The organism is Rhizobium sp. 21-4511-3d, from assembly GCF_053522545.1.
In genome coordinates this window covers 516,624-542,844 of record NZ_JBNWCF010000001.1, presented here as the reverse complement: position 1 = coordinate 542,844, position 26,221 = coordinate 516,624, and the positions used below count along the sequence as shown (strand labels likewise).

24 protein-coding genes and 1 other annotated feature are annotated in these 26,221 nt (G+C 61.9%); of the genes, 12 read left to right on the top strand and 12 right to left on the bottom strand.

Features of this window, described 5'->3' with window-relative positions; translation table 11 throughout:
- Positions 1 to 9: 9 nt before the first annotated feature.
- Together glyA and ACQZ5H_RS02860 are read right to left on the bottom strand one after the other, a co-directional pair.
- Positions 10 to 1,308 (bottom strand): serine hydroxymethyltransferase, encoded by a 1,299-nt coding sequence (gene glyA / locus ACQZ5H_RS02865; protein WP_449096689.1) that lies wholly within the window; start codon positions 1,306 to 1,308, stop codon positions 10 to 12.
- 339 nt (positions 1,309 to 1,647) lie between these two features.
- Positions 1,648 to 2,955 (bottom strand): L,D-transpeptidase family protein, encoded by a 1,308-nt coding sequence (locus tag ACQZ5H_RS02860; RefSeq protein WP_112718764.1) that lies wholly within the window; start codon positions 2,953 to 2,955, stop codon positions 1,648 to 1,650.
- Between the two features lie 433 nt (positions 2,956 to 3,388).
- Between ACQZ5H_RS02860 and ACQZ5H_RS02855 the strand changes: the two genes are divergently transcribed.
- Positions 3,389 to 4,096 carry a hypothetical protein gene (locus ACQZ5H_RS02855; RefSeq protein ID WP_449096688.1) on the top strand — a complete coding sequence of 236 codons (708 nt, stop codon included), beginning with the start codon at positions 3,389 to 3,391 and terminating at the stop codon, positions 4,094 to 4,096.
- A 106-nt stretch (positions 4,097 to 4,202) separates the two neighbouring features.
- On the opposite strand, the gene ldtR is transcribed toward ACQZ5H_RS02855, so the two are convergent.
- Both ldtR and ACQZ5H_RS02845 read right to left on the bottom strand, forming a co-directional pair.
- Positions 4,203 to 4,718, bottom strand: coding sequence for a transcriptional regulator LdtR (gene ldtR, locus ACQZ5H_RS02850; RefSeq protein WP_112389587.1), 516 nt, complete (start codon positions 4,716 to 4,718; stop codon positions 4,203 to 4,205).
- 130 nt (positions 4,719 to 4,848) lie between these two features.
- The gene (locus ACQZ5H_RS02845) at positions 4,849 to 5,286 is read right to left on the bottom strand and encodes a DUF6163 family protein (protein ID WP_413709229.1); all 438 of its coding nucleotides are present in this window, start codon (positions 5,284 to 5,286) and stop codon (positions 4,849 to 4,851) included.
- 132 nt (positions 5,287 to 5,418) lie between these two features.
- Here ACQZ5H_RS02845 and hemB point away from each other — a divergent pair, with 132 nt between their 5' ends.
- The 3 genes from hemB to ACQZ5H_RS02830 all read left to right on the top strand — a co-directional run bounded on the left by hemB (position 5,419) and on the right by ACQZ5H_RS02830 (position 7,906).
- Positions 5,419 to 6,432 (top strand): porphobilinogen synthase, encoded by a 1,014-nt coding sequence (gene hemB / locus ACQZ5H_RS02840; RefSeq protein ID WP_449096687.1) that lies wholly within the window; start codon positions 5,419 to 5,421, stop codon positions 6,430 to 6,432.
- A gap of 71 nt (positions 6,433 to 6,503) precedes the next feature.
- Positions 6,504 to 6,962 carry an RDD family protein gene (locus tag ACQZ5H_RS02835; protein WP_130282724.1) on the top strand — a complete coding sequence of 153 codons (459 nt, stop codon included), beginning with the start codon at positions 6,504 to 6,506 and terminating at the stop codon, positions 6,960 to 6,962.
- Positions 6,963 to 7,129: 167 nt separating this feature from the next.
- Positions 7,130 to 7,906, top strand: coding sequence for an arginyltransferase (locus ACQZ5H_RS02830; protein ID WP_449096686.1), 777 nt, complete (start codon positions 7,130 to 7,132; stop codon positions 7,904 to 7,906).
- A gap of 70 nt (positions 7,907 to 7,976) precedes the next feature.
- On the opposite strand, the gene ACQZ5H_RS02825 is transcribed toward ACQZ5H_RS02830, so the two are convergent.
- Together ACQZ5H_RS02825 and parC are read right to left on the bottom strand one after the other, a co-directional pair.
- Positions 7,977 to 8,435, bottom strand: coding sequence for an SRPBCC family protein (locus tag ACQZ5H_RS02825; RefSeq protein ID WP_112718770.1), 459 nt, complete (start codon positions 8,433 to 8,435; stop codon positions 7,977 to 7,979).
- A 167-nt stretch (positions 8,436 to 8,602) separates the two neighbouring features.
- The gene (gene parC, locus ACQZ5H_RS02820; protein ID WP_112718771.1) at positions 8,603 to 10,861 is read right to left on the bottom strand and encodes a DNA topoisomerase IV subunit A; all 2,259 of its coding nucleotides are present in this window, start codon (positions 10,859 to 10,861) and stop codon (positions 8,603 to 8,605) included.
- 217 nt (positions 10,862 to 11,078) lie between these two features.
- Between parC and ACQZ5H_RS02815 the strand changes: the two genes are divergently transcribed.
- Positions 11,079 to 12,266, top strand: coding sequence for a hypothetical protein (locus tag ACQZ5H_RS02815; protein ID WP_449096685.1), 1,188 nt, complete (start codon positions 11,079 to 11,081; stop codon positions 12,264 to 12,266).
- Positions 12,267 to 12,321: 55 nt separating this feature from the next.
- On the opposite strand, the gene ACQZ5H_RS02810 is transcribed toward ACQZ5H_RS02815, so the two are convergent.
- Together ACQZ5H_RS02810 and aspS are read right to left on the bottom strand one after the other, a co-directional pair.
- Complete coding sequence (locus tag ACQZ5H_RS02810; RefSeq protein WP_449096684.1) at positions 12,322 to 13,809, bottom strand: SulP family inorganic anion transporter; 1,488 nt, start codon at positions 13,807 to 13,809, stop codon at positions 12,322 to 12,324.
- Positions 13,810 to 13,877: 68 nt separating this feature from the next.
- Positions 13,878 to 13,933 (bottom strand) — a sequence feature (sul1 is cis-regulatory element that is thought to sense ions involved in sulfur or methionine metabolism; They are found in Alphaproteobacteria).
- Positions 13,934 to 14,041: 108 nt separating this feature from the next.
- Complete coding sequence (aspS, locus tag ACQZ5H_RS02805) at positions 14,042 to 15,832, bottom strand: aspartate--tRNA ligase (protein ID WP_449096683.1); 1,791 nt, start codon at positions 15,830 to 15,832, stop codon at positions 14,042 to 14,044.
- A gap of 243 nt (positions 15,833 to 16,075) precedes the next feature.
- Here aspS and ACQZ5H_RS02800 point away from each other — a divergent pair, with 243 nt between their 5' ends.
- The 6 genes from ACQZ5H_RS02800 to ACQZ5H_RS02775 all read left to right on the top strand — a co-directional run bounded on the left by ACQZ5H_RS02800 (position 16,076) and on the right by ACQZ5H_RS02775 (position 22,154).
- Positions 16,076 to 17,467 (top strand): multicopper oxidase family protein, encoded by a 1,392-nt coding sequence (locus tag ACQZ5H_RS02800; protein WP_449096682.1) that lies wholly within the window; start codon positions 16,076 to 16,078, stop codon positions 17,465 to 17,467.
- A gap of 282 nt (positions 17,468 to 17,749) precedes the next feature.
- A complete protein-coding gene (locus ACQZ5H_RS02795) occupies positions 17,750 to 17,875 on the top strand; it encodes a hypothetical protein (RefSeq protein WP_354540981.1) in 126 nt (41 codons plus the stop codon).
- A gap of 97 nt (positions 17,876 to 17,972) precedes the next feature.
- Positions 17,973 to 19,118 (top strand): ribonuclease D, encoded by a 1,146-nt coding sequence (rnd, locus tag ACQZ5H_RS02790; RefSeq protein WP_203429139.1) that lies wholly within the window; start codon positions 17,973 to 17,975, stop codon positions 19,116 to 19,118.
- 74 nt (positions 19,119 to 19,192) lie between these two features.
- A complete protein-coding gene (locus ACQZ5H_RS02785) occupies positions 19,193 to 20,266 on the top strand; it encodes an adenylate/guanylate cyclase domain-containing protein (RefSeq protein ID WP_112718778.1) in 1,074 nt (357 codons plus the stop codon).
- A 45-nt stretch (positions 20,267 to 20,311) separates the two neighbouring features.
- Positions 20,312 to 21,670: an esterase-like activity of phytase family protein gene (locus ACQZ5H_RS02780; protein WP_449096681.1), complete on the top strand. Its 1,359-nt coding sequence runs from the start codon at positions 20,312 to 20,314 to the stop codon at positions 21,668 to 21,670.
- A gap of 154 nt (positions 21,671 to 21,824) precedes the next feature.
- On the top strand, positions 21,825 to 22,154 hold the full coding sequence (locus ACQZ5H_RS02775; protein WP_449096680.1) for an HNH endonuclease: 330 nt from the start codon (positions 21,825 to 21,827) through the stop codon (positions 22,152 to 22,154).
- Between the two features lie 10 nt (positions 22,155 to 22,164).
- On the opposite strand, the gene ACQZ5H_RS02770 is transcribed toward ACQZ5H_RS02775, so the two are convergent.
- The 4 genes from ACQZ5H_RS02770 to ACQZ5H_RS02755 form a co-directional block, all read right to left on the bottom strand.
- A complete protein-coding gene (locus ACQZ5H_RS02770; protein ID WP_449096679.1) occupies positions 22,165 to 22,572 on the bottom strand; it encodes a DUF1801 domain-containing protein in 408 nt (135 codons plus the stop codon).
- 73 nt (positions 22,573 to 22,645) lie between these two features.
- Complete coding sequence (locus ACQZ5H_RS02765; protein ID WP_449096678.1) at positions 22,646 to 23,836, bottom strand: TCR/Tet family MFS transporter; 1,191 nt, start codon at positions 23,834 to 23,836, stop codon at positions 22,646 to 22,648.
- A gap of 258 nt (positions 23,837 to 24,094) precedes the next feature.
- Positions 24,095 to 24,469, bottom strand: a complete 375-nt coding sequence (locus ACQZ5H_RS02760) for a VOC family protein (protein WP_449096677.1) — start codon at positions 24,467 to 24,469, stop codon at positions 24,095 to 24,097.
- A gap of 4 nt (positions 24,470 to 24,473) precedes the next feature.
- Positions 24,474 to 25,187 carry an SDR family oxidoreductase gene (locus ACQZ5H_RS02755; RefSeq protein WP_449096676.1) on the bottom strand — a complete coding sequence of 238 codons (714 nt, stop codon included), beginning with the start codon at positions 25,185 to 25,187 and terminating at the stop codon, positions 24,474 to 24,476.
- Between the two features lie 119 nt (positions 25,188 to 25,306).
- Here ACQZ5H_RS02755 and ACQZ5H_RS02750 point away from each other — a divergent pair, with 119 nt between their 5' ends.
- Positions 25,307 to 26,206 carry a LysR family transcriptional regulator gene (locus ACQZ5H_RS02750; protein ID WP_130282744.1) on the top strand — a complete coding sequence of 300 codons (900 nt, stop codon included), beginning with the start codon at positions 25,307 to 25,309 and terminating at the stop codon, positions 26,204 to 26,206.
- The last annotated feature ends 15 nt before the right edge of the window (positions 26,207 to 26,221 follow it).

The window sequence follows — 26,221 nt, the reverse complement described above, 5'->3', positions numbered from 1 at the left end:
GCGCTATCCTTAGCCGATGTAGTCGTACATTGGGAAGCGGTTGGTGAGGTTCACCACCTTATCCCGCACGGCGCCTTCGACAGCGGCATTGCCTTCGTCGGAATTGGCAGCCTTCAGTCCGTCGAGAACTTCGACGATCAGGTTGCCGATTTCCTTGAACTCGGCTTCCTTGAAGCCGCGGGTCGTGCCGGCAGGCGCGCCGAGACGGACGCCCGAGGTGACGAACGGCTTTTCAGGGTCGAACGGGATGCCGTTCTTGTTGCAGGTGATGTAGGCGCGGCCGAGGGCGGCTTCCGCACGCTTGCCGGTGGCGTTCTTCTTGCGAAGGTCGACGAGCATCAGGTGGTTGTCGGTGCCGCCGGAGACGACGTCGAGGCCGCCTGCGATCAGGGTTTCGGCAAGCGCCCTGGCGTTCTTGACGATCTGGGCCGCGTAATCCTTGAATTCCGGCTGCAGCGCTTCCTTGAAGGCAACGGCCTTGGCAGCGATGATGTGCATCAGCGGACCGCCCTGGAGACCCGGGAAGACGGCCGAATTGAACTTCTTTGCCAGATCTTCCTCGTTCGTCAGGATGACGCCGCCGCGCGGGCCGCGGAGCGACTTGTGGGTCGTGGTCGTGGCGACGTGGCAGTGCGGGAACGGCGACGGATGCTGGCCACCGGCGACGAGACCGGCGATGTGGGCCATGTCGACCATCAGATAGGCGCCGACTTCATCGGCGATCTCGCGGAAGCGCTTCCAGTCCCAGATACGGGAGTAAGCGGTGCCGCCGGCGATGATCAGCTTCGGCTTGTGGGTGCGCGCCTTCTCGGCAACGTCGTCCATATCGAGCAGGTTGTCGCCTTCGCGAACGCCGTAGGAAACGACGTTGAACCACTTGCCGGACATGTTGACCGGCGAACCGTGCGTCAGGTGACCGCCCGAATTCAGGTCAAGACCCATGAAGGTATCGCCCGGCTGCAAGAGCGCCAGGAACACGGCCTGGTTCATCTGCGAACCGGAGTTCGGCTGAACGTTGGCGAAGTTGACGCCGAAGAGCTTCTTGGCACGCTCGATCGCCAGTTCTTCTGCGATATCGACATACTGGCAGCCGCCGTAATAGCGCTTGCCCGGATAGCCTTCGGCGTACTTGTTGGTCATGATGGAGCCCTGGGCTTCCAGCACCGCGCGCGAAACGATGTTTTCCGAGGCGATGAGTTCGATCTCGTGCCGCTGACGGCCGAGCTCCTTTTCGATCGCGCCGAAGATTTCCGGATCGGTATCGGCAAGATTGCGATTGAAGAAGGTCTGAGTGGAAGCATTGGTCATGGGCGGGCTCCTCAACTGGAATGGCCGCAGCTTTAGCCTTCCGTTTGCGCCAGAGCAATACGAAGAACGACATTTGCTGGGCAATCTACGCGCGGGGTGACCTCCCTCCCTCATTCCTGTGCTCGTCACAGGAATCCAGGCCACCGCGCGTCTGCGCGGTGAATGACTCATAAGCCAAGAGGAAGTGTCTTCTGCACCCAAGGACTTGGGTGCGCTGGATCCCTGTGACATCCCTTGGGCGTAGCCCTAAGGGCACAGGGATGAGGGAGGAAAGGTCTTGCCAAACAAAAAAGGCCGCGCAATCCGCGCGGCCTTTCCAAACTCAAAGAGAACCAGCCCTTACTGAACCGGCTGTTCCGTCGTCGCCGTCGTGTCCAGCGCCAGTTCGGCATTGCCGTCCATCTGGTAGATGTCGTCGCGGAACTGGACGATGCCGTCGGGCATGCCCCAGGCGGAGATGTAGACGAAATAGACCGGCACTTCTTCGGCGAGCTTGATCGGCGTGTTGACGCGGCTGGCGATGACCTGCTCCATCTGCTGGCGCGGCCAGCCGGGGGTCTCGCCGAGCAGCCAGGTCGTCAGGTCGCGGACGTTCTGGACGCGCACGCAGCCCGAGGATTCGAAGCGCATCAGCTTGTTGAACAGGCCCTGCTGCGGCGTGTCGTGCATGTACTCGCCGTTCTTGTTGTAGAAGTTGATCTTCGTCGACGCCATGGCGTTGATCTTGCCCGGGTCCTGGCGGAAGGTCAGGTTCGGTGCCTTTTCGGCGTTCCAGTCGATGGTTTCAGGCGCGACTTCGCTGCCCTTGCCGTCGATCAGGCGAATGTTGTTGCGCGTCAGGTAGGTCGGGTCCTTGCGCATCAGCGGCACGATGTCCTTTTCGACGATCGAGCGCGGAGCCGTCCAGTATGGATTGAGGATGACTTCGTAGATCTTCGAATTGACGAGGTGCGTCGGGCGGCTCAGACGGCCGACGATCGCGTTGTGGCGGGTCGCGACGCTGCCATCCTGGACGGCTTCGACGTAAGCGGCCGGAATGTTGACCATGACGTGACGGCGGCCGAGATCTTCGGGGAAGGTCTGCAGGCGGATCAGGTTGGTGTTCAGCTGCTGCAGGCGGACATCGACAGGGATGTTCATCGCCTTCAGCGTGAATTCGCCGATGACGCCGTCAGACGGAAGGCCGTGACGGGCCTGGAAGCGCTTGACCGCACCGTCGACATAGGAGTCGAACGAAGACGACATGCCGGCTTCCTGCGGAAGATCGCCGGTGGCGAAGAGACGCTGGCGCAGCGCCTGGACCGACTGGTCGGTGACGCCGAGCTGCAGGCGCTGATCGGCCGGCGGATTGACGGTCGGCCAGCCGCCGGCAGATGCGATCTGCTGATACTGGGCGATCGCCTGCTGCATGCTGGAAACGGACTGCGGTCCGAGGATCGGGGTATTGGAAACGATGGCGTTTGCGGTGCGCGATGCGGCCTTGGCATCGAACTGATCGTCCCAGTCGCCGCGTTGGGGCGCATTGATCAGCGCATCGACGGCCGTCTGCGCCAATGCCGGGGCGGCCAGTGCGCTGACACCGAACGTTGCCGCGGAGGCAAGAAATGCGCGGCGCGAGAGAGCTTCAATTCCGTTTTTCTTCGACATAGTCCCAACCACTGAATGCCGCAGCTCTGAGAGGAAAACCGCGGGCTTTGCGAGTCACTGCGCGATAACGCAGACCACTATCATTCCGTTCTGCGGCGCATCACCGATTTTCCGCGTCCAGCCATCACAAGATTGCGAGCCGGAAGCGTGAATGCGTGAACTGCTGTTCGAGGGCGCCGTCTGCTGTGCATTTCCGCTGCCATACCAATATGGCCAATTCGTGTCGCCTGCCCTTCCGGGCACCTACCAGCGGTAGGAGACGGCACGCATCAAACCATAGCAATCCGTAAACGGTGCTGGTTAATAACGGCTAAAAAACGGCCTGAATACAGGCGATTACGCTTGGCAGGCATGCGTTGCAAAGATGACACGCTGGCGGTGAGTGGCAGGGGAACCAGACGCATGTACTAGGAACGTTTCTGGTGCCCGCTGGGTGATTGACCAGCAGGAACATTTGCAGCACCAAGTTGTAGAGATACTTGGAGCGGGGGAATTCGCGCAAATGATGCTGCACAACGTTGCTGGATGGAAGGAATTAGCTCTGAAGCTAGCTGGCTGGGTTATCTCAGCCGCAATCATCCTTAGCCTTGCGATAGAAATTATCGGCCTTCTGCCGCAATTTGTCGCGCGGGAGGACTACACCGCGATTACGGTTCTCGTGGCCGTGTCGGGAGCCATTGTTGCCATAAGCCAGTTTCGCAGCACGGCCAGAGAACGCGTCCGCACAAGAGCGCGAATGCTCGCGTTTGTTGCTCAGCTTTGCGGCGAGGCTACCAATCTACTGATGCGACCTGTTCCAACTGGCCACATAGGAGAGATTCCCGATCCATGCGTGCTGGAACCTCGGGATATCGCTACGCGCAAACCTCACTTAGATGAGATTGGAAAGGCGCTTTTAGCATTCGATATTAAAGAGCTTCCTAGCGCGGAAGCCATGGCAGCAGTCGTGGAACTCCGTTCGGTTTTGAACCAAGTCGTCGCCTTTCTCCAAGCGCTCCCAGATGGACGCGTGAATTTCGACGACTTCGTTTCTCGCCTGATCTCCGCATCCATTCGGCTCGGAACAGAGCGAGACAAACTGTATCCAACGTATAGCATTGGCAAGTTGTTACTACAGCATCCGGATGTAGAACGGCGTTAGGTCGCACCACAAAAACGGACGTAACGGGGCGCCTTCTCTCGCCCCGTTACGTCCGTTTTGCCACTTTGAATTGTTACCGAGCCATCGGGAATAACGGCTCAGGAACTTAGAGGCGGTACATGATGCTGTCGTTCCAGAAGCGGTCGAGGCGCTGCAGGAGCTTGTTCATCTGGGTGAACTCGTCGGTGCCGATGCCGCCAACCTTGTCGATCGAGGTGATGTGGCGTTCGTAGAGCTTGGCGACCGTCTCGGCGATCTCGGTGCCGGTTTCCGTCAGGCTGATGCGGACGGAGCGGCGGTCGATGCGCGAGCGCTGGTGGTTGATGAAGCCGAGGTCGACGAGCTTCTTGACGTTGTAGGAGACGTTGGAGCCCAGGTAGTAACCGCGGGAGCGGAGCTCGCCGGCGGTCAGTTCCGAGTTGCCGATATTGAAGAGCAGGAGCGCCTGGATGGCGTTGACGTCGCTGCGGCCCTGACGGTCGAATTCGTCCTTGATGACGTCGAGCAGACGGCGGTGAAGACGTTCAACAAGATGAAGGGATTCCATGTAAAGATCACGGATGTCCTGATCCTGCTGGTCACGGAAGTTCGATACCGCCTGCGGCTTGATTTTCGTGTTCATGATGACTGCCTCACTGTTTGTTTGGCGGTGTTGGTTTTCTTCCCGCCTTGAGACAGACCCTATCGAATACAAATAAAATTCTACTTAAACTGCAGGCTTAACAGCACCTTACCGAAAACCTCCCGTTGTATCAGGGTAAATCAACGCTTACCTGACGCCGCTGGCGGCGGCGCTCGAACCAGAGCGCCAAGCGGAATGCCAGGTACATTGCGGCCACCAGAACATGGGTAATGACGATCAGATGATTGGAGCCGAAGGTCTCCGGCAGGAAGCCGTGCATCAGCACCTGCAGGCCCGCCGCAAGCACCCAGACGACCGGTCCCCAGGAGACCGTGAGCCACAGGCCGAGCGAGGCGACGGGGAAGACGACGGCGAGCGTCGTGGCCGCCACTTTCCAGGGAAGGCTCAGGAGATCGAAGCGGCCGGCGCCGAACAGCGAGTAGCCGACAAGCATACCCCAATATTGCAGGCCGAACCAGAAACAGGTGATCGCCACCAGCCTCAGGAAGAGGATGAACATCAGGTCGGTCAGCGTACGCTTCGGCAGGGCCGGAGAATCATTTTCCATGGGGCGGACTTTATGGTTCCGTTCGGTCATTCGCCAGACGTTGCGCGCCGGCGCGGCCAATCGTCCGGTTTGGTTTTCGAAGATGGCATGATAATGAGCGCGCCAGCAAATGGAATGGTCAGGGACAAGACAATGCAGGACAAGACCCACCTCGTCGACGACATCACCGGACACCGCCGCATGCGCCGCAACCGCAAGGCGGACTGGACGCGCCGCCTGGTGCAGGAAAACCGGCTGACGGTGGATGACCTGATCTGGCCTGTCTTCGTCGTTCCCGGCAGCGGCATCGTCGATCCGATCCCGGCCATGCCCGGCGTCGTCAGGATGAGCGTCGACAAGCTCGTCGAAGCCGCCAAGGAAGCCGCCGATCTCGGCGTGCCCGCGATCGCCACCTTCCCGAATATCGAGATGGAGCTGCGCGACGAGACGGGTTCGAACAGCCTCGAGGCCAACAACCTGATCAATCAGGCGACGATGGCGCTGAAGAAGCATGTGCCCACTATCGGCGTTATCACCGACGTGGCGCTCGATCCCTTCACCAGCCATGGCCATGACGGGATCCTGCGCGGCGTCGAGATCGTCAATGACGAGACGGTCGAGCAGGTGGCGCGCGCCGCCGTCATGCAGGCCGATGCCGGTTCCGATATCATCTCGCCCTCGGAAATGATGGACGGCCGCATCGGCGCCATCCGCCGGGCGCTCGATGCGAGCGGCCACCAGAATGTCGGCATCATGAGCTACGCGACGAAATTCGCCTCCGCCTTCTACGGCCCCTACCGCGAGGCGATCTCGACCGGCGGGCTGCTGAAGGGCGACAAGAAGACCTATTATATCGACCCGGCCAACGGCACCGAGGCGATCCGCGATGCGGCACTCGATGTCGAGGAAGGCGCCGACATGCTGATGGTCAAGCCGGGCCTGCCCTATCTCGACATCTGCTGGCGCATGAAGGAGGCTTTCGGCCTGCCGACCTTCGCCTATCAGGTCTCCGGCGAATATTCGCAGATCAAGGCTGCGGCGATGAACGGCTGGATCGATGGCGAGCGCGCGATGATGGAAACGCTGCTGGCCTTCAAGCGCGCCGGCTGCGATGGCATCCTGACCTATTTCGCGATCGAGGTCGCCCGGGCGCTCGCCAAACGCTGAAAACCGCGCATCATTGCATCTCCGGCCGCCGACACCATATCAGTGGCATCGTTTCACAAAGGAGACCCTAGATGAGCCTGAACCCCAACCCTGTCTATGCCGCACCGGAAGACTGGCGCGCCTATAGCGGGACGCTCAGCCGGCGGGTATTTGCGTTCATCCTGGATTACATCGTCGTCCTGCTGCTGTGCATTCCGGCAGCGGTCGTGCTGTTCTTCCTGTCGATCGTGACGCTTGGCCTCGGCTTCTTCCTCTATCCGGCGCTCTTCGTGCTGGTAGCGGGCATCTATTTCGGCCTGACGGTCGGCGGTCCGGCGCAGGCCTCGCTCGGCATGCGCGCCATGGGCATCCAGATGATGCGCGTCGACGGACGCCCGCTCGATTTCCTGACGGCAATCGTTCACCTGGCGCTGTTCTGGATCCTGAACTCGGTGCTGACGCCGCTGATTCTTCTGGTCGGCCTGTTTACCGAGCGCAGCCGCCTGATCCACGACTTCCTGGTCGGCACGGTCACGGTCCGCACCGCCTGACCGCGGAAATAAAGTCCCCGGCTGGCCTTTGCGGGCCGGTTCGGGGCGCCATATCAAAAAGCTACGACAAAATGATAGCGCGGAGAACCCGGCCGCGCTGTTGACGTTTTTTATTCTTAAGTCATGCTGTCAAGATTGACGGTCACCGAAGGAACCATCCGCGTCAGATGAATACGCAGTCCACGCCATCCCCTCAGTTTTATCTGACGGCACCGGCTGCATGCCCGTATCTGCCGCAGGAGATGGAGCGCAAGGTTTTTACCCATCTCGTCGGCCCCCGCGCCGCCGAAATGAACGATATCCTGACGCAGGGCGGTTTCCGCCGCTCGCAGAACATCGCCTACCGTCCCGCCTGCGAAGCCTGCCGCGCCTGCGTTTCCGTGCGCATCCTGGCGCAGGAATTCCAGCCGACGAAATCGATGAAGCGGGTGCTGGCCAATAACAGCGACCTGATCGCCACCGAATTTCCGGCCCAGCCTTCGAGCGAGCAATATTCTCTGTTCCGCAGCTATCTCGACTACCGCCACCAGCAGGGCGGCATGTCTGATATGACCGTGCTCGACTATGCGATCATGGTCGAGGACACCCACGTCAACACCCGAATCGTCGAATACCGCCGGCGCGAGGAAGGCTCCGGCCTCGAAACCCGGCCGCGCGGCGAGCTTGTCGCAGCAGCGCTGACCGATACGATGAGCGACGGTCTCTCCATGGTCTATTCCTATTTCAATCCGGAATATGACCGCCGCTCGCTCGGCACCTTCATGATCCTCGACCACGTCAAGCGCACCAAGGCCCTCGGCCTTCCCCATGTCTATCTCGGCTACTGGGTGCAGGGTTCGCGAAAGATGGACTACAAGACCCGCTACCAGCCGCAGGAGCATCTGACGCCACGCGGATGGGAGCGTTTCGATCCATCGGTGTTGGAAGAGAGTCGCGGGGAGTAAGACGGCCCCTGCTCTGCGTGAGCAGCGCGGCACTGCATAACGACAACGCCGCGCCAGCTTTGGCGAAAAGCTAGCTCGCTAGCCGATCGACCTGGTCGACCTCACGCTCCAACCCTTCCATCACATGCGCCCAGCCCTGGCGGGTCTTTTCCTCGTGAGCCGACCATTCGGAGCACATTTCGTGCGTCAACGTCAGGCGGCAGCCGCTGCCGAGCGGTTCAAGGTCGATCTGGACGCGGTCGGTGCAGTGGTCGTGATCTTCGACGGAAAAGCTGAAGACCATGCGTTTCGGGCGGTGGAGGTCGAGGAAGATGCCGCTGTGGCAGGCATCGCCGGTTGGGCGCCGGTCGACGACGAGGAAGCGGCCGCCCACATGGGCGTCGATCTCGGCGCGGATGACATGGCCGTCATCGGTGGCGAAGAGGAAGCGCTTGGCGATCGCAGGATTCAGCCATGCGTCATAGACGACGGATGGCGGCGCCTTGTAGCTATGCGTAACGGTGAGTTTGATCTTTTCGGCGGCAGACATTGATTTTTTCCTCCGTGTTTTGGGCTCAGAGCACACCGCATGACATTGCCTTGCGGGGCCATTCCGTCCGCCTTTCGGAATGGAGCCGTTCCCAGTTTTTGGTGACAGGACTGAGATAGAGGAAGCGAGCCGCCCGCCAAGGGCGGATCGCCAAATTGTTACCGGTGTCAGCCGGCGAACTTGCCGCTGCGCGGGAAGCCCTTCGGCACGGTGCGTCCGGCCGTTGCGCGGTCAGCCAGCCATTCGGCCAGCTCGTCCTTGTTCTTGTTGAACATACGGCCTGCGCTGTCTTCCCATGAGAGGCCCGCATCGATCGCAAAGCAGCGGACATCGGAGATGCCGCCATCCTTGTAGCGCTGCAGGCGAACGCCCTTGCCGCGGGCCATTTCCGGCACCTGCGCCAGCGGGAAGACCAGCATCTTGCGGTTCTCGCCGACGACGGCGACGTGATCGCCGCTGACCGGAACGATCAGCTTGGTCTCGTCGGGCATCGAGACATTCATGATCTGCTTGCCCTTGCGGGTATTGGCAGCCATCTCGCCTTCCGCCACGACGAAGCCGTTGCCGGCCGTCGAAACGATCAGCTGCTTGCGCTGGGGATCGTGGACGAAGGCGGTGAGCACGTCCTGATCGTTGTCCATGTCGATCATGATGCGCAGCGGCTCGCCATGGCCGCGCCCGCCGGGCAGCTTGTCGCCGCCGAGGGTGAAGGCCTTGCCGCCGGTGGTGACGATCAGGATCTTGTCTGTGGTCTGAGCCGGGAACGCCACCTTCAGCGCATCGCCTTCCTTGAAGGTCAGCGATGCCGTGTCGGAGATGTGGCCCTTCAGCGCGCGAATCCAGCCCTTTTCGGAGACGACGACGGTGATCGGTTCCTTTTCGATCATCGCCTGCTGGATCGCCTCTTCGTCGGCTTCCGGCGCATCGGCAAACTGGGTGCGGCGGCGGCCGAGCTCGGTCGCCTTGGCAAACTTCTTCTTCACCTCGCCGATTTCCCAGGCAACGGTCTGCCACTGCTTCTCGTCGGAAGCGAGCAGCGCCTCGATGCCGGCCTTTTCGGCGGTGAGTTCGTCGAACTCCTTGCGGATTTCGAATTCCTCGAGCTTGCGCAGCGAGCGCAGGCGCATGTTGAGGATGGCTTCGACCTGGATTTCGGTCAAATCCCAGCGGGCGACCATCACCGGCTTCGGCTCGTCTTCCTCGCGGATGATGCGGATGACTTCGTCGATATTCAGGTAGGCGATCAACAGGCCGCCAAGAATTTCGAGACGCCTCTCGATCGCGGCAAGGCGGAAGCGCGAGCGGCGCTGCAGCACGTCGCGGCGGTGGTCGAGCCATTCCTTGAGAACCTCGTTCAGCGCCATGACGCGCGGAATGCGGCCCATGGAGAGAACGTTCATGTTCAGCGGGAAGCGGCTTTCGAGCTCGGTGAGCTTGAACATCGATTCCATCAGGATCGTCGGATCGACGGTGCGGTTCTTCGGCACCAGGACTATGCGGACGTCCTCGGCGGATTCATCGCGCACGTCTTCGAGCAGCGGCAGCTTGCGGGCAAGCAGCAGCTCGGCAATCTTTTCGATCAGGCGCGATTTCTGCACCTGGAAGGGAATTTCGGTGACGATGATCTGGTAGCCGCCGCGGCCGAGATCTTCCGTCTCCCACTTGGCGCGGGTGCGGAAGCCGCCGCGGCCGGTCTTGTAGGCCTCGACGATGCTGGCGCGGCTGTCGATGATGATGCCGCCGGTCGGGAAATCCGGGCCGGGAATGAAGGATTCGACCAGCGTCTCGACCGTCGCATCCGGATGCTTGATGAGATGCAGGGCCGCATCGCAGAGTTCGTGGACGTTGTGCGACGGAATGGAGGTCGCCATGCCGACGGCGATACCCGAGGAGCCGTTTGCCAGAAGATTCGGGAAGGAGCCCGGCAGAACCACCGGCTCCTCGTCTTCCTCGTTATAGGTCGGGCGGAAGTCGACTGCGTCCTGCTCGATACCGTCGAGCAGCAGCGCAGTGACTTCGGTCATGCGGGCTTCGGTGTAACGATAGGCGGCGGCGTTGTCGCCGTCGATATTGCCGAAGTTCCCCTGCCCGTCGACCAGCGGATAACGCTGCGAGAAATCCTGCGCCAGACGCACCAGCGCATCATAGACCGACTGGTCGCCATGCGGGTGGAATTTACCGATGACGTCACCGACGATACGGGCGCATTTCTTGAAGGCGGCGTTCGGCCGGATGCCCATCTCGCTCATCGCGTGGATGATGCGGCGGTGGACCGGCTTCAGGCCGTCGCGCACGTCAGGAAGGGCGCGGTGCATGATGGTCGACAGTGCATATGCCAAGTAACGCTCTTCGAGCGCAGCCTTGAGGTCGACCGGAAGGATGCTGTCGTCGTCTCCGCCAGAGGGCGGCAAAATCTCTTGTCCCATAGGCCTTGACTAGCCTAGAAGGCTCTCCACGGCAAGGAATCGGGAGGCTTGCGCCTGTGGATGACGTACCAGAATGACATCATGTGGCCATCAAGCATCGGCACGTCATTTGGACTTCGTTTTCTTTGCCTATCAACTAAAATTTAGAGTTCGCATCAATATAACGCGCGTCGACTTCGCAATAGACTAGCCTTAACCGCCACTAGAGGATTTCGTCATGACCTTTTACCGGACCACCCGGCTTATGCTTTCCGGCGCAGCATTCCTGTCGCTCGCCACCAGCGCATTCGCCCTTGATGGCCAGGATCTGCTGAAGAAGCTCAACGCCGCCTATATCGCCCAGGGCGGCACGCTCGTCGCTGACGGCGTCGATGTCGACGACACGACCGTGACGCTGAAGAACGCAAGCTTCAAGCCTGCGGCCGGCGATGCGCTGAAGATCGGCGACATCACGATGACCGGCGTCGAGGAAGACGAAGACGGCGGCTACTACATCGAGGAAGCAGCCTTCCCCGACATCAATGTCAGCGAAGAAGGCACGACGATCTCCGCCAGCGACATGAAGCTCGGCGGCATCTCGATCCCGGCCGATGCGACCGGCGACGGCGTCGATTCCATGCTGCTCTACGAGACGGCCCATACCGGCCCGTTCAAGGTTTCGAAGGACGGCAAGGACATCTTCTCGCTCGGCCAGACCGACATGAACCTGACGCTGCGCGAAGACGAATCCGGCTTCGATTTCGACGGCGCCTTCAAGAACATGAAGGCCGACCTGACCGATGCGCCCGATCCGCAGTACAAGGAAGGGATCGAAAAGCTGGCGCTCGAGCATGTCAACGGCGACATCACGATGAAAGGCGCCTGGGATCTCGGCCCCGGCACGATCGATATTTCCGAATTCGCCTTCGACGTCACCAATGTCGGCCGCCTGAACCTCGCCTTCAAGATCTCCGGCTACACGCCTGCCTTCATGAAGTCGCTGCAGGAAGCCGCCAAGGCCTCTGAAGCCAACCCGAACAAGGAAGAGGCCCAGCAGGCTCTCGGCCTCGCAATGCTCGGCCTGCTGCAGCAGCTTTCGTTCAACAGCGCCGAGGTCCGCTTCGACGACGCCTCGATCACCAAGCGCGCGCTTGAATATGCCGGTGCGAAGCAGAACATGAGCGGCAAGCAGATGGGCGACGCGCTGAAGGCAATGGCGCCGCTCGCCGTCGCACAGCTCAACGTTCCCGAGCTGCAGAACGCGATCTCGGCCGCCGTCAACACCTATCTCGACGACCCGAAGAACTTCGCTGTCTCGGCAGCACCGGCCCAGGCCGTGCCGTTCCCGACGATCATGGGCGCTGCCATGGGCGCACCGAACACGCTGCCGAACGTTCTCGGCGTGAAGATCACGGCAAACCAGTAACGTTCAGCCTCGCTGAAACGAAAAGCCCGGCAGCGATGCCGGGCTTTTTTGTTTGTCAGTGCGAGCCGGTGGAGGCCAGTGCAGCATCACCCTTGTCATGCAGGGCGAAGCGGTCGAGCATGTTGGCGCTCGCCTCGTTCAGGCCGCGGACATCGACGGCGATGCCGCGGCGGCGATATTTCAGGACCACCTTGTCGAGCGCGCCGACGGCGGTGATGTCCCAGAAATGCGCGGCGGTGACGTCGATGACGACTGACGTCACCTGCTCCTCGAAGTCGAAGGCAGCGGAGAAGCTTTCCGCCGAGGCGAAGAACACCTGGCCATCGACCCGGTAGGTCCGGACACCGGTCTCGCCGTCCAGCGACGAGCGGACATGGAACAGCTTGGCGACCTTGCCGGCGAAGAACACACCCGACAAGAGAACGCTGACCAGCACGCCCTTCGAAAGATCATGGGTCGCGACGACGGTGACAACGGTTGCCAGCATGACCAGCGACGACGACGGCGGATTGCGGCGAATATCGAGGATCGAACGCCAGGAGAAGGTGCCGATCGACACCATGATCATGATCGCGACCAGCGCCGCCATCGGCACGACGCGCAGGATATCGTCGAGCACCAGAAGCAGGATCAGAAGGAAGGCACCGGCCACGAAAGTCGACAAACGGCCGCGGCCGCCGGAGGCGATATTGATGCCAGACTGGCCGATCATGGCGCAGCCACCCATGCCGCCGATCAGGGCGGAGGCGATATTGGCGGCCCCTTGCCCGTAGCATTCCGTGTTCTTGTTGCTCTGGGTATCCGTGAGATCATCGACGATCTGCGCCGTCAGCAGCGATTCCAGCAGACCGACGGCGGCAAGGCCGATCGAATACGGGAAGATGATCTGCAGCGTCTCGAATGTCAGCGGCACCTGCGGGATGGTGAAAACAGGCAGGCTGGTCGGCAGCTCGCCGAGATCGCTGACCGTGCGGACATCGAGCCCCAGCATGACCGTTGCCGCCGTCAGCACCGCGATCGCCACCAGCGGCGACGGGATGACCTTGGTGACATAGGGGAAGAGGTAAATGATCAGCAGGGCCGCCGCGATCATCACATAGGTCGTCTGCGGCATGCCGATCAGTTCCGGCAGCTGCGCCATGAAGATCAGGATCGCCAGCGAGTTGACGAAGCCGGTCATCACGGAGCGCGACACGAAGCGCATCAGCCGCCCGAGCTTCAGCATGCCCGCAATCATCTGCAGGATGCCCATCAGGATCGTGGCAGCGAAGAGATATTGCAGGCCATGCTCGCGCACGAGCGAGCCCATCAGCACCGCTGTCGCGGCAGTTGCCGCCGAAATCATGCCCGGCCGGCCGCCGGCGATGGCGGAGACGCAGGCAATGGCAACCGAGGCGAAAAGCCCGATCTTCGGATCGACGCCGGCAATGACAGAAAAGCCGATGGCCTCCGGGATCAAGGCGAGCGCCACGACGATGCCGGAAAGAATGTCACCACGAATGTTCGAAAACCATTCGCGCTTGTAAGCGGAGAGTTTGTTCATGTCGGATTGTTCACAAGGTTCAGCGCGACCGGACGAAAGTCCGGTTCAACATATTGGAAGATGTTGTGCGTTGTCTGGCGGATCGGCGGCCAGAAGAGCCACCCGGAGTTTCACCGGGTCCGGGGCGAATAGGCAAGCTATAGCCACGAAAAACGCCGGCTGCAAGCTGCAGCCGGCGTTGATACTTGCTGAAGGTAGGAGGCCCGCTGTTTGCGGGTCTCTTTGGGATCGATCAGTCTTTCTTCGGCTGCGGCATGACGCGCAGCGACAGTTCCATCAGCTGCTTCGGCGTTGCCGGCGACGGCGCGTTCATCAGGAGGTCCTGCGCCTGCTGGTTCATCGGGAACAGAGTGATTTCGCGCAGGTTCTTGGCGCCGAGCAGCAGCATGACGATACGGTCGATGCCGAATGCGCAGCCGCCATGCGGAGGCGCGCCGTACTGGAAGGCGCGGTACATGCCGCCGAAGCGTTCTTCGACATCCGCCTGGCTGAGGCCGACCAGCTCGAAGGCCTTGACCATGGCTTCCGGCGACTGGTTACGGATCGAGCCCGAGGCGATTTCGAAGCCGTTGCAGACGGCGTCGTACTGGTAGGCCTTGAGCGACAGCGGCTCCTTGGTCTGCAGCGCCTCGAGACCGCCCTGCGGCATCGAGAAGGGGTTGTGCGCGAAGTCGACCTTCTTGTCTTCCTCGCTCCATTCGTAGAACGGGAAGTCGATGATCCAGCACAGCTCGAACCGGTCGCGATCGACAAGGTTCAGGTCTTCACCGGCCTTGGTGCGGGCTTCGCCTGCGAACTTGTAGAACTTCGCCGGTTCGCCGGCGACGAAGAAGGCTGCGTCGCCTGCTTCAAGGCCAAGCTGAATGCGCAGGGCTTCAGTGCGCTCTTCGCCGATATTCTTGGCGAGCGGGCCGGAACCGCCGACCTTGCCGTCTTCTTCCTTCCAGAAGATGTAGCCGAGACCCGGCTGTCCCAGCGACTGCGCCCAGGCGTTCATGCGGTCGCAGAATGCGCGCGAACCGCCGGTCTTGGCCGGGATCGCCCAGACTTCGACCTTCGGGTTTGCGGCGATCATGCCGGCGAAAACCTTGAAGCCGGAGCCGTCGAAATGTTCGGTGACGGCCTGCATCTCGATCGGGTTGCGCAGGTCCGGCTTGTCGGAGCCGTATTTGCGGATCGCGACGTCATAGGGAATGCGCGGCCATTCCTTGGTGACCGGCTTGCCTTCGGCGAACTGCTCGAACACGTTTGTGATGATCGGGGCCATCGTATCCCAGACATCTTCCTGGGTGACGAAGCTCATTTCGACGTCGAGCTGGTAGAATTCGCCCGGCAGGCGGTCGGCACGCGGATCTTCATCGCGGAAGCAGGGCGCGATCTGGAAGTAGCGATCGAAACCGGCAACCATCAACAGCTGCTTGTACTGCTGCGGCGCCTGCGGCAGCGCGAAGAAGGTGCCGGGATGGATACGGCTGGGGACGAGGAAGTCGCGCGCGCCTTCCGGCGAGGATGCCGTCAGGATCGGCGTCGTGTATTCGCCGAAGCCGGCCGAGGCCATGCGGTTGCGGATATCCGAGATGATCTGCGTGCGCTTGACGATGTTCTTGTGCAGCGTCTCGCGGCGCAGGTCGAGGAAGCGGTACTTGAGGCGAACGTCTTCGGGATAATCGGGCTCGCCGAAGATCGGCAGCGGCAGCTCCTTGGCGGCGGCCAGAACTTCGATTTCCTGGGCGTAGAGTTCGATCTCGCCGGTCGCCATGTTCTTGTTGACGGTGTCTTCCGTACGGGCCTTGACGAGACCATCGATACGGATGACCCACTCGCCGCGAACGGCTTCGGCGGTCTTGAAAGCCGGAGAATCCGGATCGGCGACGACCTGGGTGATGCCGTAATGGTCGCGAAGGTCGATGAAGAGAACGCCGCCATGGTCACGAACGCGGTGAACCCAACCGGAAATCCGGACGGTCGAGCCGACGTCCGACTTGCGGAGGGCGGCACAGGTGTGGCTGCGGTAGCGATGCATAATCTCTATTCCCGATGTCTGCTGAGACGGCTGCAAGGGCAAATTTCCACCCTCAAGCGCCGACAAGAAAATCGGGCGGACAAGCGCATGGACGGTCTGATTTGTCAAGACTTGGCGCGAGAGCGGGCCGGTTTCACGGCGGTTTATTGCCACCGCCACTGCGGCAGTTTGGCCGGCATTTGCTTATTGATGAAACCGCCAGTCAACTTTAAAGATGGCGAATATCAGCTGCCGGAGCCTCGCATGCCCCTCCTCACCCGCCGAAATCTGCTCAAAGCCTCAGCCGTTGCCGGTGCTTACGGTGTCGGGATCGGCGTTGCCGGGAAGTTCGGTTTTGCGGAAGCGGCACCCGAGCCGCAGCTGTTGAAGGCGGTCAAGACCGAGGCCGTACTGACGGAGTTCGGCTCGACCAGGGACATCATGACGTGGGGCGACCAGGGCGTGCCGCCGGTATTGCGCATGCAGCGCGGCAAGCCCTATGCGGCGCGGCTGACCAACGCTCTCGACGAGCCGACGACGATCCACTGGCATGGGCTGCGCATCAACAACAAGATGGACGGCGTGCCGTTCATGACGCAGCCCTACGTCTACACCAACGACAGCTTCGACTATAATTTCACGCCGCCGGATGCGGGTACCTTCTGGTATCACCCGCATTGCAACACGCTGACGCAGATGGGTCACGGGATGACTGGCGTCATCGTCGTCGAGGACGCAGCCGATCCTCTCTTCGATGCGGAAGTGGTGCTCAATCTTCGTGACTGGCGGCTTGGCGGCGACGGGCAGTTCATCGCCCCCTTCCGGCCGCGCGATGCGGCAAAAACCGGCACCTATGGCACGGTGCGTACCGCCAACTGGCACCAGGAGCCGCAATATGATGCTCCGGCCGGCGGGTTGGTGCGGCTGCGCATCGCGATCACCGATGTCACCCGCATCTATTCCTTGAAGATGGAAGGCGGCGAGGCCACCGTCATCGCCATCGACGGTAACCCTGTGCCGAAACGTTTCCCGCTCGAGCTCCTGCAGCTTGGCCCCGGCCAGCGCCTCGACCTCGCCGTACGCATGCCCGATAGCGAAGGTGCCGTCGCGACGCTCGAAGACATCCGCGGCACGACGCCGAAGACGCTCGCGAAGCTGCGCGCCACCGGCCAGTCGCTGAAGCGCGACGTCGCCGATCTCGGCGCTCTCGCCGCCAATCCGGTGCCGGAGGCCGATCTTTCCTCGGCGGAAAAGATCCCGCTGGTGCTGAGCGCTACCGCCGAGAACGCGCCCGTCGACAGTATCTGCGGCACGCTGGGCTACAGCTTCTGGGCGATCAACAAGGTGCCGTGGCCGGGCGATACCGCCGATCCGACGGCGCCGCTCGCCGAACTCAAGCAGGGCAAGAGCTACATCTTCCAGCTTGAGAACGTCACCCCTCACCTGCACCCGATCCATCTGCACGGGATGAGCTTCAAGGTGATCTCGTCCTCGACACGCGAGGTCATGCCCGTGATCTCCGACACCTACCTGATCCAGCCCGACGAAAAGGTCCAGCTCGCCTTCGTCGCCGATAATCCCGGCGACTGGCTGTTGCATTGCCATATTATCGAGCATCAGAAGACGGGGATGACGAGCTACGTCAGGGTTGCTTAGGGCGATTGACCTTTTCAGCCCTTTCCGCAACCATAGCATGCAACGCAGGGGAGGATCGGCGTTGCGTGAAATCGAGCGAACAAAATACCTGGCGAACGCAATAGATAGAGCCTCAACCTCCTGTCTAACAGTTGGCGTGTTCGCTCCGATTGCAGCCGCCCTATACTCGGCAACAGGCACGCTCGCATCGACCATAACCTTCGTGATCGGCGCATTCTGTTGGCTTTTGGCGGCGGTTGCATTACATTTAGCCGGAAGACGCGCACTCAAAGGTTTGCCATCATGAACGGCATCGAAATCTTTGCTTTCATCATTCTACCGGCCATCGTCGCTGCCGGAGGCTGGATTGCCGTGCTTGCGAACGAGCGTAGCAATCGCATCAAGCATCGCCTTCATCCCGGCGAATAGACACTTCTGCGCAACACGCACCGGTTCAACGTATTGACATATCTCTTCGAAAGGAGAAGGAAGGTTAACCGACCTTTTTCCTTGTGAATGAATTGATATGATCGAAACCACCGCCGATTTGGCGGCCGCGTGCAAAGAGCTGGCCAAGTCTGACTTCATCACGATCGACACCGAGTTTCTGCGTGAAACGACCTTCTGGCCGGAGCTTTGCCTGATCCAGATGGCAAGCCCGACGACAGAAGTCATCGTCGATCCGTTGGCGAAGGGCATCGATCTGACGCCATTCTTCGAGTTGATGGCGAATACTGCCGTCCTCAAGGTTTTTCACGCCGCGCGGCAGGATATCGAAATCATCTTCAACCGTGGCGGGCTGATCCCGCATCCGATCTTCGACACGCAGGTCGCCGCCATGGTCTGCGGCTTCGGCGACAGCGTCTCCTACGACCAGCTCGTCAGCCGCACCAAGGGCGTTCAGATCGACAAGTCGTCGCGCTTCACCGACTGGAGCCGCCGGCCGCTCTCCGAAAAGCAGCTCGATTATGCGCTGGCCGACGTCACGCATCTGCGCGATGTCTATCTCTATCTCAAGGACGAGCTCGCCCGCGAAGGACGCTCCTCCTGGCTTTCCGAGGAAATGGATATCCTCGAAGCGCGCGAGACCTACGATCTCCACCCTGACGATGCGTGGCAGCGCCTGAAGATGCGCCTGCGCAAGCCGCAGGAACTGGCGATCCTGAAATATGTTGCCGCCTGGCGTGAACGCGAGGCGCGTTCGCGCAACGTGCCGCGCTCGCGCGTATTGAAGGACGACGCGATCTACGAGATCGCCCAGCAGCAACCGAAGGATACGGAAGCGCTTGGCCGCCTGAGAACCATCCCGAAGGGCTGGGAGCGATCCTCCTCCGGCGCGGCCGTCCTCGAAGCCGTCAACGAGGCGCTGGCGCTGCCAAAGGCCGACATGCCGCATGTGCCGCGCCACACCCAGGCGCCCGAAGGGGCCGCCGCCGCCGTCGAGCTGCTCAAGGTTCTGCTGAAGCTGATCTCCGAGAAGCATGGCGTCGCGCCGAAGGTCATCGCCAATAGCGAAGATCTCGACAAGATCGCTGCCGAAGGCGAGAAGGCCGAGGTTTCGGCGTTGCATGGCTGGCGCCGGGAGCTCTTTGGCGAGCCTGCCCTGCAGCTCATCAAGGGCGAAATCGCACTGCGCTTTGCAGGCCGGAAGGTCGATACCGTCCTTCTCTAAATTACCTGCCTTCGAAATGCCTTGACCGGCGCCTACATGGCCGGACACTATCAGGCAAATCAAGGCGATGGCGCATGCGAGAAATTTCTCCAGTCCAGAACTGGCTGCTTTTGACGCTGGTCATGGCTGGCAGCGGCGTGCTCTACGACGTCCTGTTTTACGGCGACAGCCGACCGTTCATCGGCGCCACCTTTGCGCTGTTCATCGGCATGCCGATCCTCGCCTTCGAGCGCAAGGCGATTCTGCGCGGGCTGTCGCGGCGCATCCAGAAGCTGCCGACCTTCACCTATTTCCTGGCGCAGCTTTTCATCTACGAAGTGCTGATGAGCGCCGGCTTTGCCGTTGCCGGCGTTCTCCTGCGCGCCGTTGGCGCCATCCAGCCGACCTCGTGGATCGAGGCCACCATCCTGCCGTTCAACGTCTTCATGTATGCGCTCGTCGTCTGCGCGGCGATCATCTTCGTCGTGCGGGTGCGCGAGTTGCTTGGGCGAGACGTGTTCCTGGCGATGCTGACCAGCCGCTACCGCAATCCGGTCAGCGAGGAGCGCATCTTCCTGTTCGTCGATCTCGTCGATTCCACCCCCTTCGCCGAGAAGCATGGCGATCTGCGCGCCCAACAGATGTTGAATTCGCTGTTTGCCGCCTTTGCCGAACCGGTGCGTCGCAACAGGGGCACGATCGACGATTATGTCGGCGATTCCGCCATCATCACCTGGCCGCTTGCGCGCGGCATGAAGAATGGCCGCTGCGTGCGCTGCGTCTTCGATATCCTGAACGCGATCGAGAAAGAGGCGCCAAGCTGGCTGAAGCAGTATGGGCAGGTGCCGCGGCTGCGCGCAGCGCTCCACGGCGGTTTCGTCATCACTGCGGAAATCGGCGTCGATCACCACAAGATCACCTATTTCGGCGACACGGTGAACACGACCTCGCGGCTTGAATCGCTCTGCAAGACGCTGAACCGGCCGATCCTCATTTCCAGCGAGCTCGCCAACCGGATGACGCTGCCCGACTTCGTCAATGCCGAGGATCTCGGCATGCACGCACTGAAGGGCCGCGGCCAGGGGCTTGGCGTCATGGCGCTCGCCCAGGCCATTCCGGCCTCTGCACAGTCACCAAAGCTTCACTCAACCGTCAATTCGGCGACATAGATCGGCTGCTAATCGGGACCGCCACTTCATTTTTTGGGGGTCTCCATGAAAAAAGCTCTTTTCGCTTCCGTTTCCTTGTTTCTTTTGATTGCGACGTCCGCTTCGGCCGACCAGCAGGAATTTACCGCCACTCTTGCTGGCCAGGCGATCCTGCCTGCCAACACGATGACACCGGCTCCTGCCGATGCCCCTGAATTTCTCAAGCATTCCGGCAAGTTCACCACGCCGGATCGCAAGCGCACCGAAGCGCTCGGCACCGTGCCGGGCAAGGACGGCGCCCGCGTGACCGATATCAAGCTGCCGTTCGACGGCCAGCCGATCCAGGGCTTCTCCGGCATCAAGACGATGCCCGACGGCACCTTCTGGACCCTCTCGGACAACGGCTTCGGCTCAAAGTTCACCTCGTCGGACTCGATGCTCTTCCTGCACCGGATGAAGTTCGACTGGGCGACGAACAAGGCTGACGTCGTCGAGAACCTGTTCCTCTCCGACCCGAACAAGATCGCCCCCTTCCCGATCGTCATGGAAGGCTCGGAAAAGCGCTACCTTACCGGCGCCGATTTCGACATCGAATCCGTGCAGCCGGTCGCCGACGGCTTCTGGCTCGGCGACGAGTTCGGTCCTTACCTCCTGAAATTCGACACCAAGGGCGCGCTCACCGACGTCATTCCGACGACCGTCGACGGCAAGCCGGTCATCTCGCCCGACAACGCGCTGATCCAGCTGCCGGGCACGCCGGTCGGCAAGAACCCGGTCTTCAACCTGAAGCGTTCCGGCGGCTTCGAGGGACTGGCAATGTCGAAGGACGGCAGCAAGCTTTACGGCTTGCTCGAAGGCGCGCTCTATCAGGACGACGGCAAGATGGAGACGGTTGACGGCCACACCGCGATCCGCGTCATCGAGTTCGACGTCGCCTCGAAGAAGTGGACCGGCCGCAGCTGGTTCTACCCGTTCGAAGACAAGGGCGCCTCGATCGGCGACTTCAACATGCTGGACGAAACGACCGCGCTCGTCATCGAACGCGACAACGGCGCCGGCACCAAGGACAAGGCCTGCGCCGATCCGAAGCAGCCGAAGCCGGATTGCTTCGAGGCTCCGGCCGAGCTGAAGCGCGTCTACAAGATCGAGTTCAATGATGCCAACGCAGGCAAGGCCGTCCGCAAGATCGGCTATATCGACCTGCTCAACATCAAGGACCCCGACAACAAGAAGAAGGCCGGCAGCAAGGATGGCGTCTACGACATGCCGTTCGTGACGATCGAGAATGTCGATCGCGTCGATGCCACGCATATCATCATCGGCAACGACAACAACCTGCCCTTCTCGGCAGGCCGCGCCGTCGATAAGGCTGACAACAACGAGTTCAGCCTGCTCGAAGTCGGCGACTTCCTGAACGCCAAGTAAGCGCCGGATCCGGTTCGCAAAACGGGGAGCGCCCGGCCATGGCCGGGCGCTCCCTTTGCGCGTCTGGGGCATCGAACCCGCTTGTCCACGCGATCCATGTGATGACAGAGCCCCTCCCCAGCGATACCTTGCCCGCCGCATCAAGGGTATCCCCATGGCAAGGAAGCGTGATCGCGAGGTGAAGTCCTGGTACGAGGCCCCGGCGACGGCGGTCTGTCCGCTCTGCGGGCGCGTCGTGCCGGAAGATCAGCGTGACCTGCATCATCTGGTGCCGAAGAGCCGTGGCGGGCGCGAGACGCAGGTGTTGCACCGCATCTGCCACCGGCAGATCCATGCGCTGTTCTCAGAAGCGGAGCTGGAGAAATCCTATCCGACCATCCCGCAGCTGCTGGAACATCCGGCCATCCTGAAATTCGTCGCCTGGGTGCGCAAGAAGCCGCCGGGCTTCTACGACGGGACGCGGAAAAGCGGTCTGCGGCGGTGATCGCGCGGCGTCACATCTTGACGCCCGGCAATGCCGCCGCCTGCCTGATCCATGCGGCAAACTGCGCCTCATCCATCGCGTCTGTCTCGCGGATATCGAGATAGCGGACCTCGGCCTGTTTCGATTGTCCGGGCGGGATGGGGTCGAGCAAGCCGCCCTGAAAGAACGAGACCTTCACGTATTTCTCGAAGCAGTGGAGGCCCAGAAACCAGGTCTTCTCGCCTGCCCCATAAAGCGGCGAGTTCCATTTGACCGCCTTGCGCACGCCAGGAAGGACCCGCTGCACGAGCCGATCGATATTGCGGCAGACCTCCTGCTTCCAGCCGGGGACGGCGTCGATATAGGCCTGGACCGGAGCATCGCCCTCCCCCGTCGGTATCTGCGGGTTACCGCCCGCCAGCAGTTTCGGCTTTTCCAACGGTGTCCTCCTTCCGTTTCAGTGAAGGAACCTAGCAGAAGACGGGCTCTCTGTCCGCCTTCTGCCGGCCGTGTCAGGCGGACATCGGCTCGCGCTTGGCGAGCTTCAGGCCGAGAACCAGCGGAATGCCGATCGCATAGAGCGCGACAACCGAGAGCCAGATGGCGCCCGGCCAGGCATCGCGCACCACGAAATAGAAGCTCGAAAAGCCGAGCGGCGCGATGATCGAGGCAAGGCTGACGACGGAGGCGAGCACGCCCTGGAACTGGCCCTGCTGGTCTTCGCCGACCTGGCGGGTCGCAAGCGACTGCAGCGCGGGCACGCCGATGCCGCCGAGGGCAAAGAGCGGCATGATCGCAAAGATCATCCAGCCCTCGGTCGCAAAGGCCATGATGGCAAGCGCGATGCAGACGGCGCCGACGCCGGTGAGGATGGCCGTGCGCTCGCCGAGCAGTTTGACGGCAGGCCCCGGCAGGAAAGCCTGCGACAAGGTCTGGCAGATGCCGAAGGTGCCGAGCGAAAGCCCGATCCAGAGGCCGTTCCAGTGGAAGGCATCGCTGCCCCATAGCGCCCAGCAGGTGCCGTAGGCTTCGCCGGTGCCGCTGAAGACAAAGAAGATCAGGATCACCGGCAACAGGCTCTTCATCGAGAAGATCCAGCGCAGCGGCCGCAACGGATTGAGCGCGGCAAGATCGATCCTCTCGCGGCTCGGCTTGCGCGTTTCCGGCAGCACGGCGAATGCCAGCAGGAGATTGGCAGCGTTCAGCACTGCCGCGGCGATGAAGGGCAGCCGCAGCCAATAGTCCCCGAGCGCGCCGCCAAGGACGGGGCCGATGATGAAACCGATACCGAACATGGCGTTCAGCAGGCCGAAGCGTCTGGCGCGCATCTCCGGCGGCGAGATGTCGGTGACATAGGCGGTGGCGACGGAGACATTGGCGCTCGTCAGCCCGGCAATGGCGCGGCCGATCAGCAGCAGCCAGAGATTGGGGGCGAAAGCGAGCACCAGATAGTTGATGGCCGCGCCGCCGAGCGAGATCAGCAGGACCGGGCGGCGGCCGAGCCGGTCGCTGAGCGCGCCGAGCACCGGCGCGAAGACGAATTGCATGGCCGCATAGAGCGCGGTCATGATGCCGATATACTGGGCGACCTTATCGGCGCGGGTGACCTCCTGCAGCAGCGAGGGGAGAATGGGGAAGATGAGGCCAATGCCGACGGCATCGAGGACAATGGCAGTGAAAATGACAACAAGCGGTCTGTTCATGGCGCGATCCGATCGACGCAAACGCGCGGCGCGCACGCCGGGAGCTTGCGATTGGGGCCTGACGACGTCAGGCGTTGCGGGTTTGGGAAACGCTGGCCGAACCATGCAGATAGCGGCATGGCTGACTTGTACTCGGCCGCCTGGACGCCAATTCGTCCACCTGTTTACTCACGCCAGAGGCGGATCAAGGGAAGCAGCCGCTTTTCGCGACCGGAATGATGTACACCCGGCCGCGGGCCGCGGCAAGCCCTTCGCCATTCAGTTGACCGCTTCGCCTTCGCGGAAGACGAGCTCGAGGAGGATGCCGCCCGGCGTGCGGACGAAAAGGCGGCGCTCGCCGAGATCCGGCAGATCCATGGTGGAATAGGGTATGGCTGAGGTGTCGAGCTTCCGGCGATGGGCGTCATAGCCTTCCAGCCGGAAGCCGACATGGTCGATCGTCTCCGCATTGCGGCCGACGGCGGCGCCGCCACCGGGGATCAGGTGAACGACGGGTTCGCCGCCGCTATAGAGCCAGTAGCCGGGGAAGCCGAAATCGGGTCGGCTTCCCGCGGTCAGGCCGAGCAGGTCTTCGAGGAAATGCCTGGTCGCTTCCAGATCGGCGGTGCGCAGGGTGACGTGATCGATGAGCATGGCATCACCCGATCACGCCGCCGCCATCGACGCGGACGGTCGAGCCGGTTGCGAAAGGCGTCGTCATCAGGAACAAGACGGCATTGGCGATATCGGAAGGCTTGCCCACCGTCTTTGCCGGCAATGAGCCCGCGACACGCTCGAACATCGCGTTGCGGTTCGCCTCATCCATCTTCGACCAGAGCGGCGTATCGATCAGGCCTGGCGAGACGGTATTCACACGCGCCGGGGAGAGTTCGAGCGCGAGGCCCCGGGCCAGCGATTCCAGCGCCGCATTGATGGCGCCCTGGAGCACAGAGGATGCCGATGGGCGCTCGCTCAGGAAGCCGGAGATGAAGGTCAGCGAGCCGCGTTCGGCAAGCTTTGCTGCCCGGGCGATGCGATAGGCGCCCCAGAACTTGCTCTCCATGGCGCGCTTGGCGTCGTCGAGCGAAAGCTTGCGCACCGGGCCGGAGGGCGTTTGCGCCGCGGAGATGACGATGTGGTCCCATGCTTCGTTTGCCGTGAAGAAGGCGTCGATCCCAGCCTCATCGGCGGTGTCGATGGCGGCGGTGCGCACGCCCTGCCCGATCCGGCTGGCGGCTTCGGCAAGCTTGTCTGCCGAGCGGGATGCGATCGTGACTGCGGCACCGGCGGCTGCCGCCTGCTCTGCAACGGCCAGACCGATACCGGAACTGCCGCCGACCACGAGAACGCGTTGATTTGCAAGGGATGTCATCTGCTGCTCTCCTCTTTGCGGCAACCGTGCCGCCGTTTCGATGAGGCGACAATAGTCCGGCGCCTCTCTTGCCGGAACGGAGATTGTCGTCGACTGTCTCTTGCGATATTAGCAATAATATGAGCGACAATTTTCTCGACATGCTGGTCTTCGTGCGCGTCGTGCAGGCGGGAAGCCTCTCCGCTGCGGCACGCGAGCTGAACTTCTCGCTGACCGTCGTCAGCCGCAAGCTGTCTCGGCTTGAGGAGAGGCTCGGCGTGCGGCTGGTCAACCGGACGACGCGCTCGCTGGCGCTGACGGAGGAAGGCGCGCGCTTCTACGAACGCTGCGTGCAGATCCTCGCCGAGATCGACGATGCCGAGACGGAAGCGTCGAGCGGACGGGATACGGCAAGCGGGCTTCTCAAGGTCACGTCGACCTTTGCCTTCGGCTGCCGCTGGCTGGCGCCGATCCTACAGGAATTCCAGGAGGCGCATCCGGAGCTTCTGGTGCATCTCGATACCGATGACGGCGTCGTCAATATCGTTGAGGAAGGCTACGACCTTGCCGTGCGCTTCGGGGCGCTTTCGGATTCCAGCCTGATCGCCCGGCAGATCGCCCCGAACCGCCGCGTCATCTGCGCCTCCCCCACCTATCTCGACCGCCGCGGGCGACCGACGGCGATCGACGACCTGCCCGGCCATGACGTGATCGCCTTCGGCGAGCCGCCCAACACGCACTGGGTCTTTGCCGACGGGCGCAGCGCCAATGTCCGGTCCAAGCTGACGACGAACAATGGCGAGCTCGCGCATCGCTGGGCACTAGCCGGCGCCGGGCTGGTGTTGAAATCGATCTGGGACGTGCGCGACGATATCGATAGCGGCAAACTCGAAATCGTGCTGCCGGAGGCGAGGCTCGCGGCAGCGCCGATCCACGTCGTCTTCCCTCACAGCCGCTTGGCGGCGGCGAAGGTCCGGCTGTGCATCGACTTCCTGTCGCAGCGGCTGCGCAAGGCCGCCGTTGCCGAGACAGCGCTATGACCAGGTGGCGGGCTC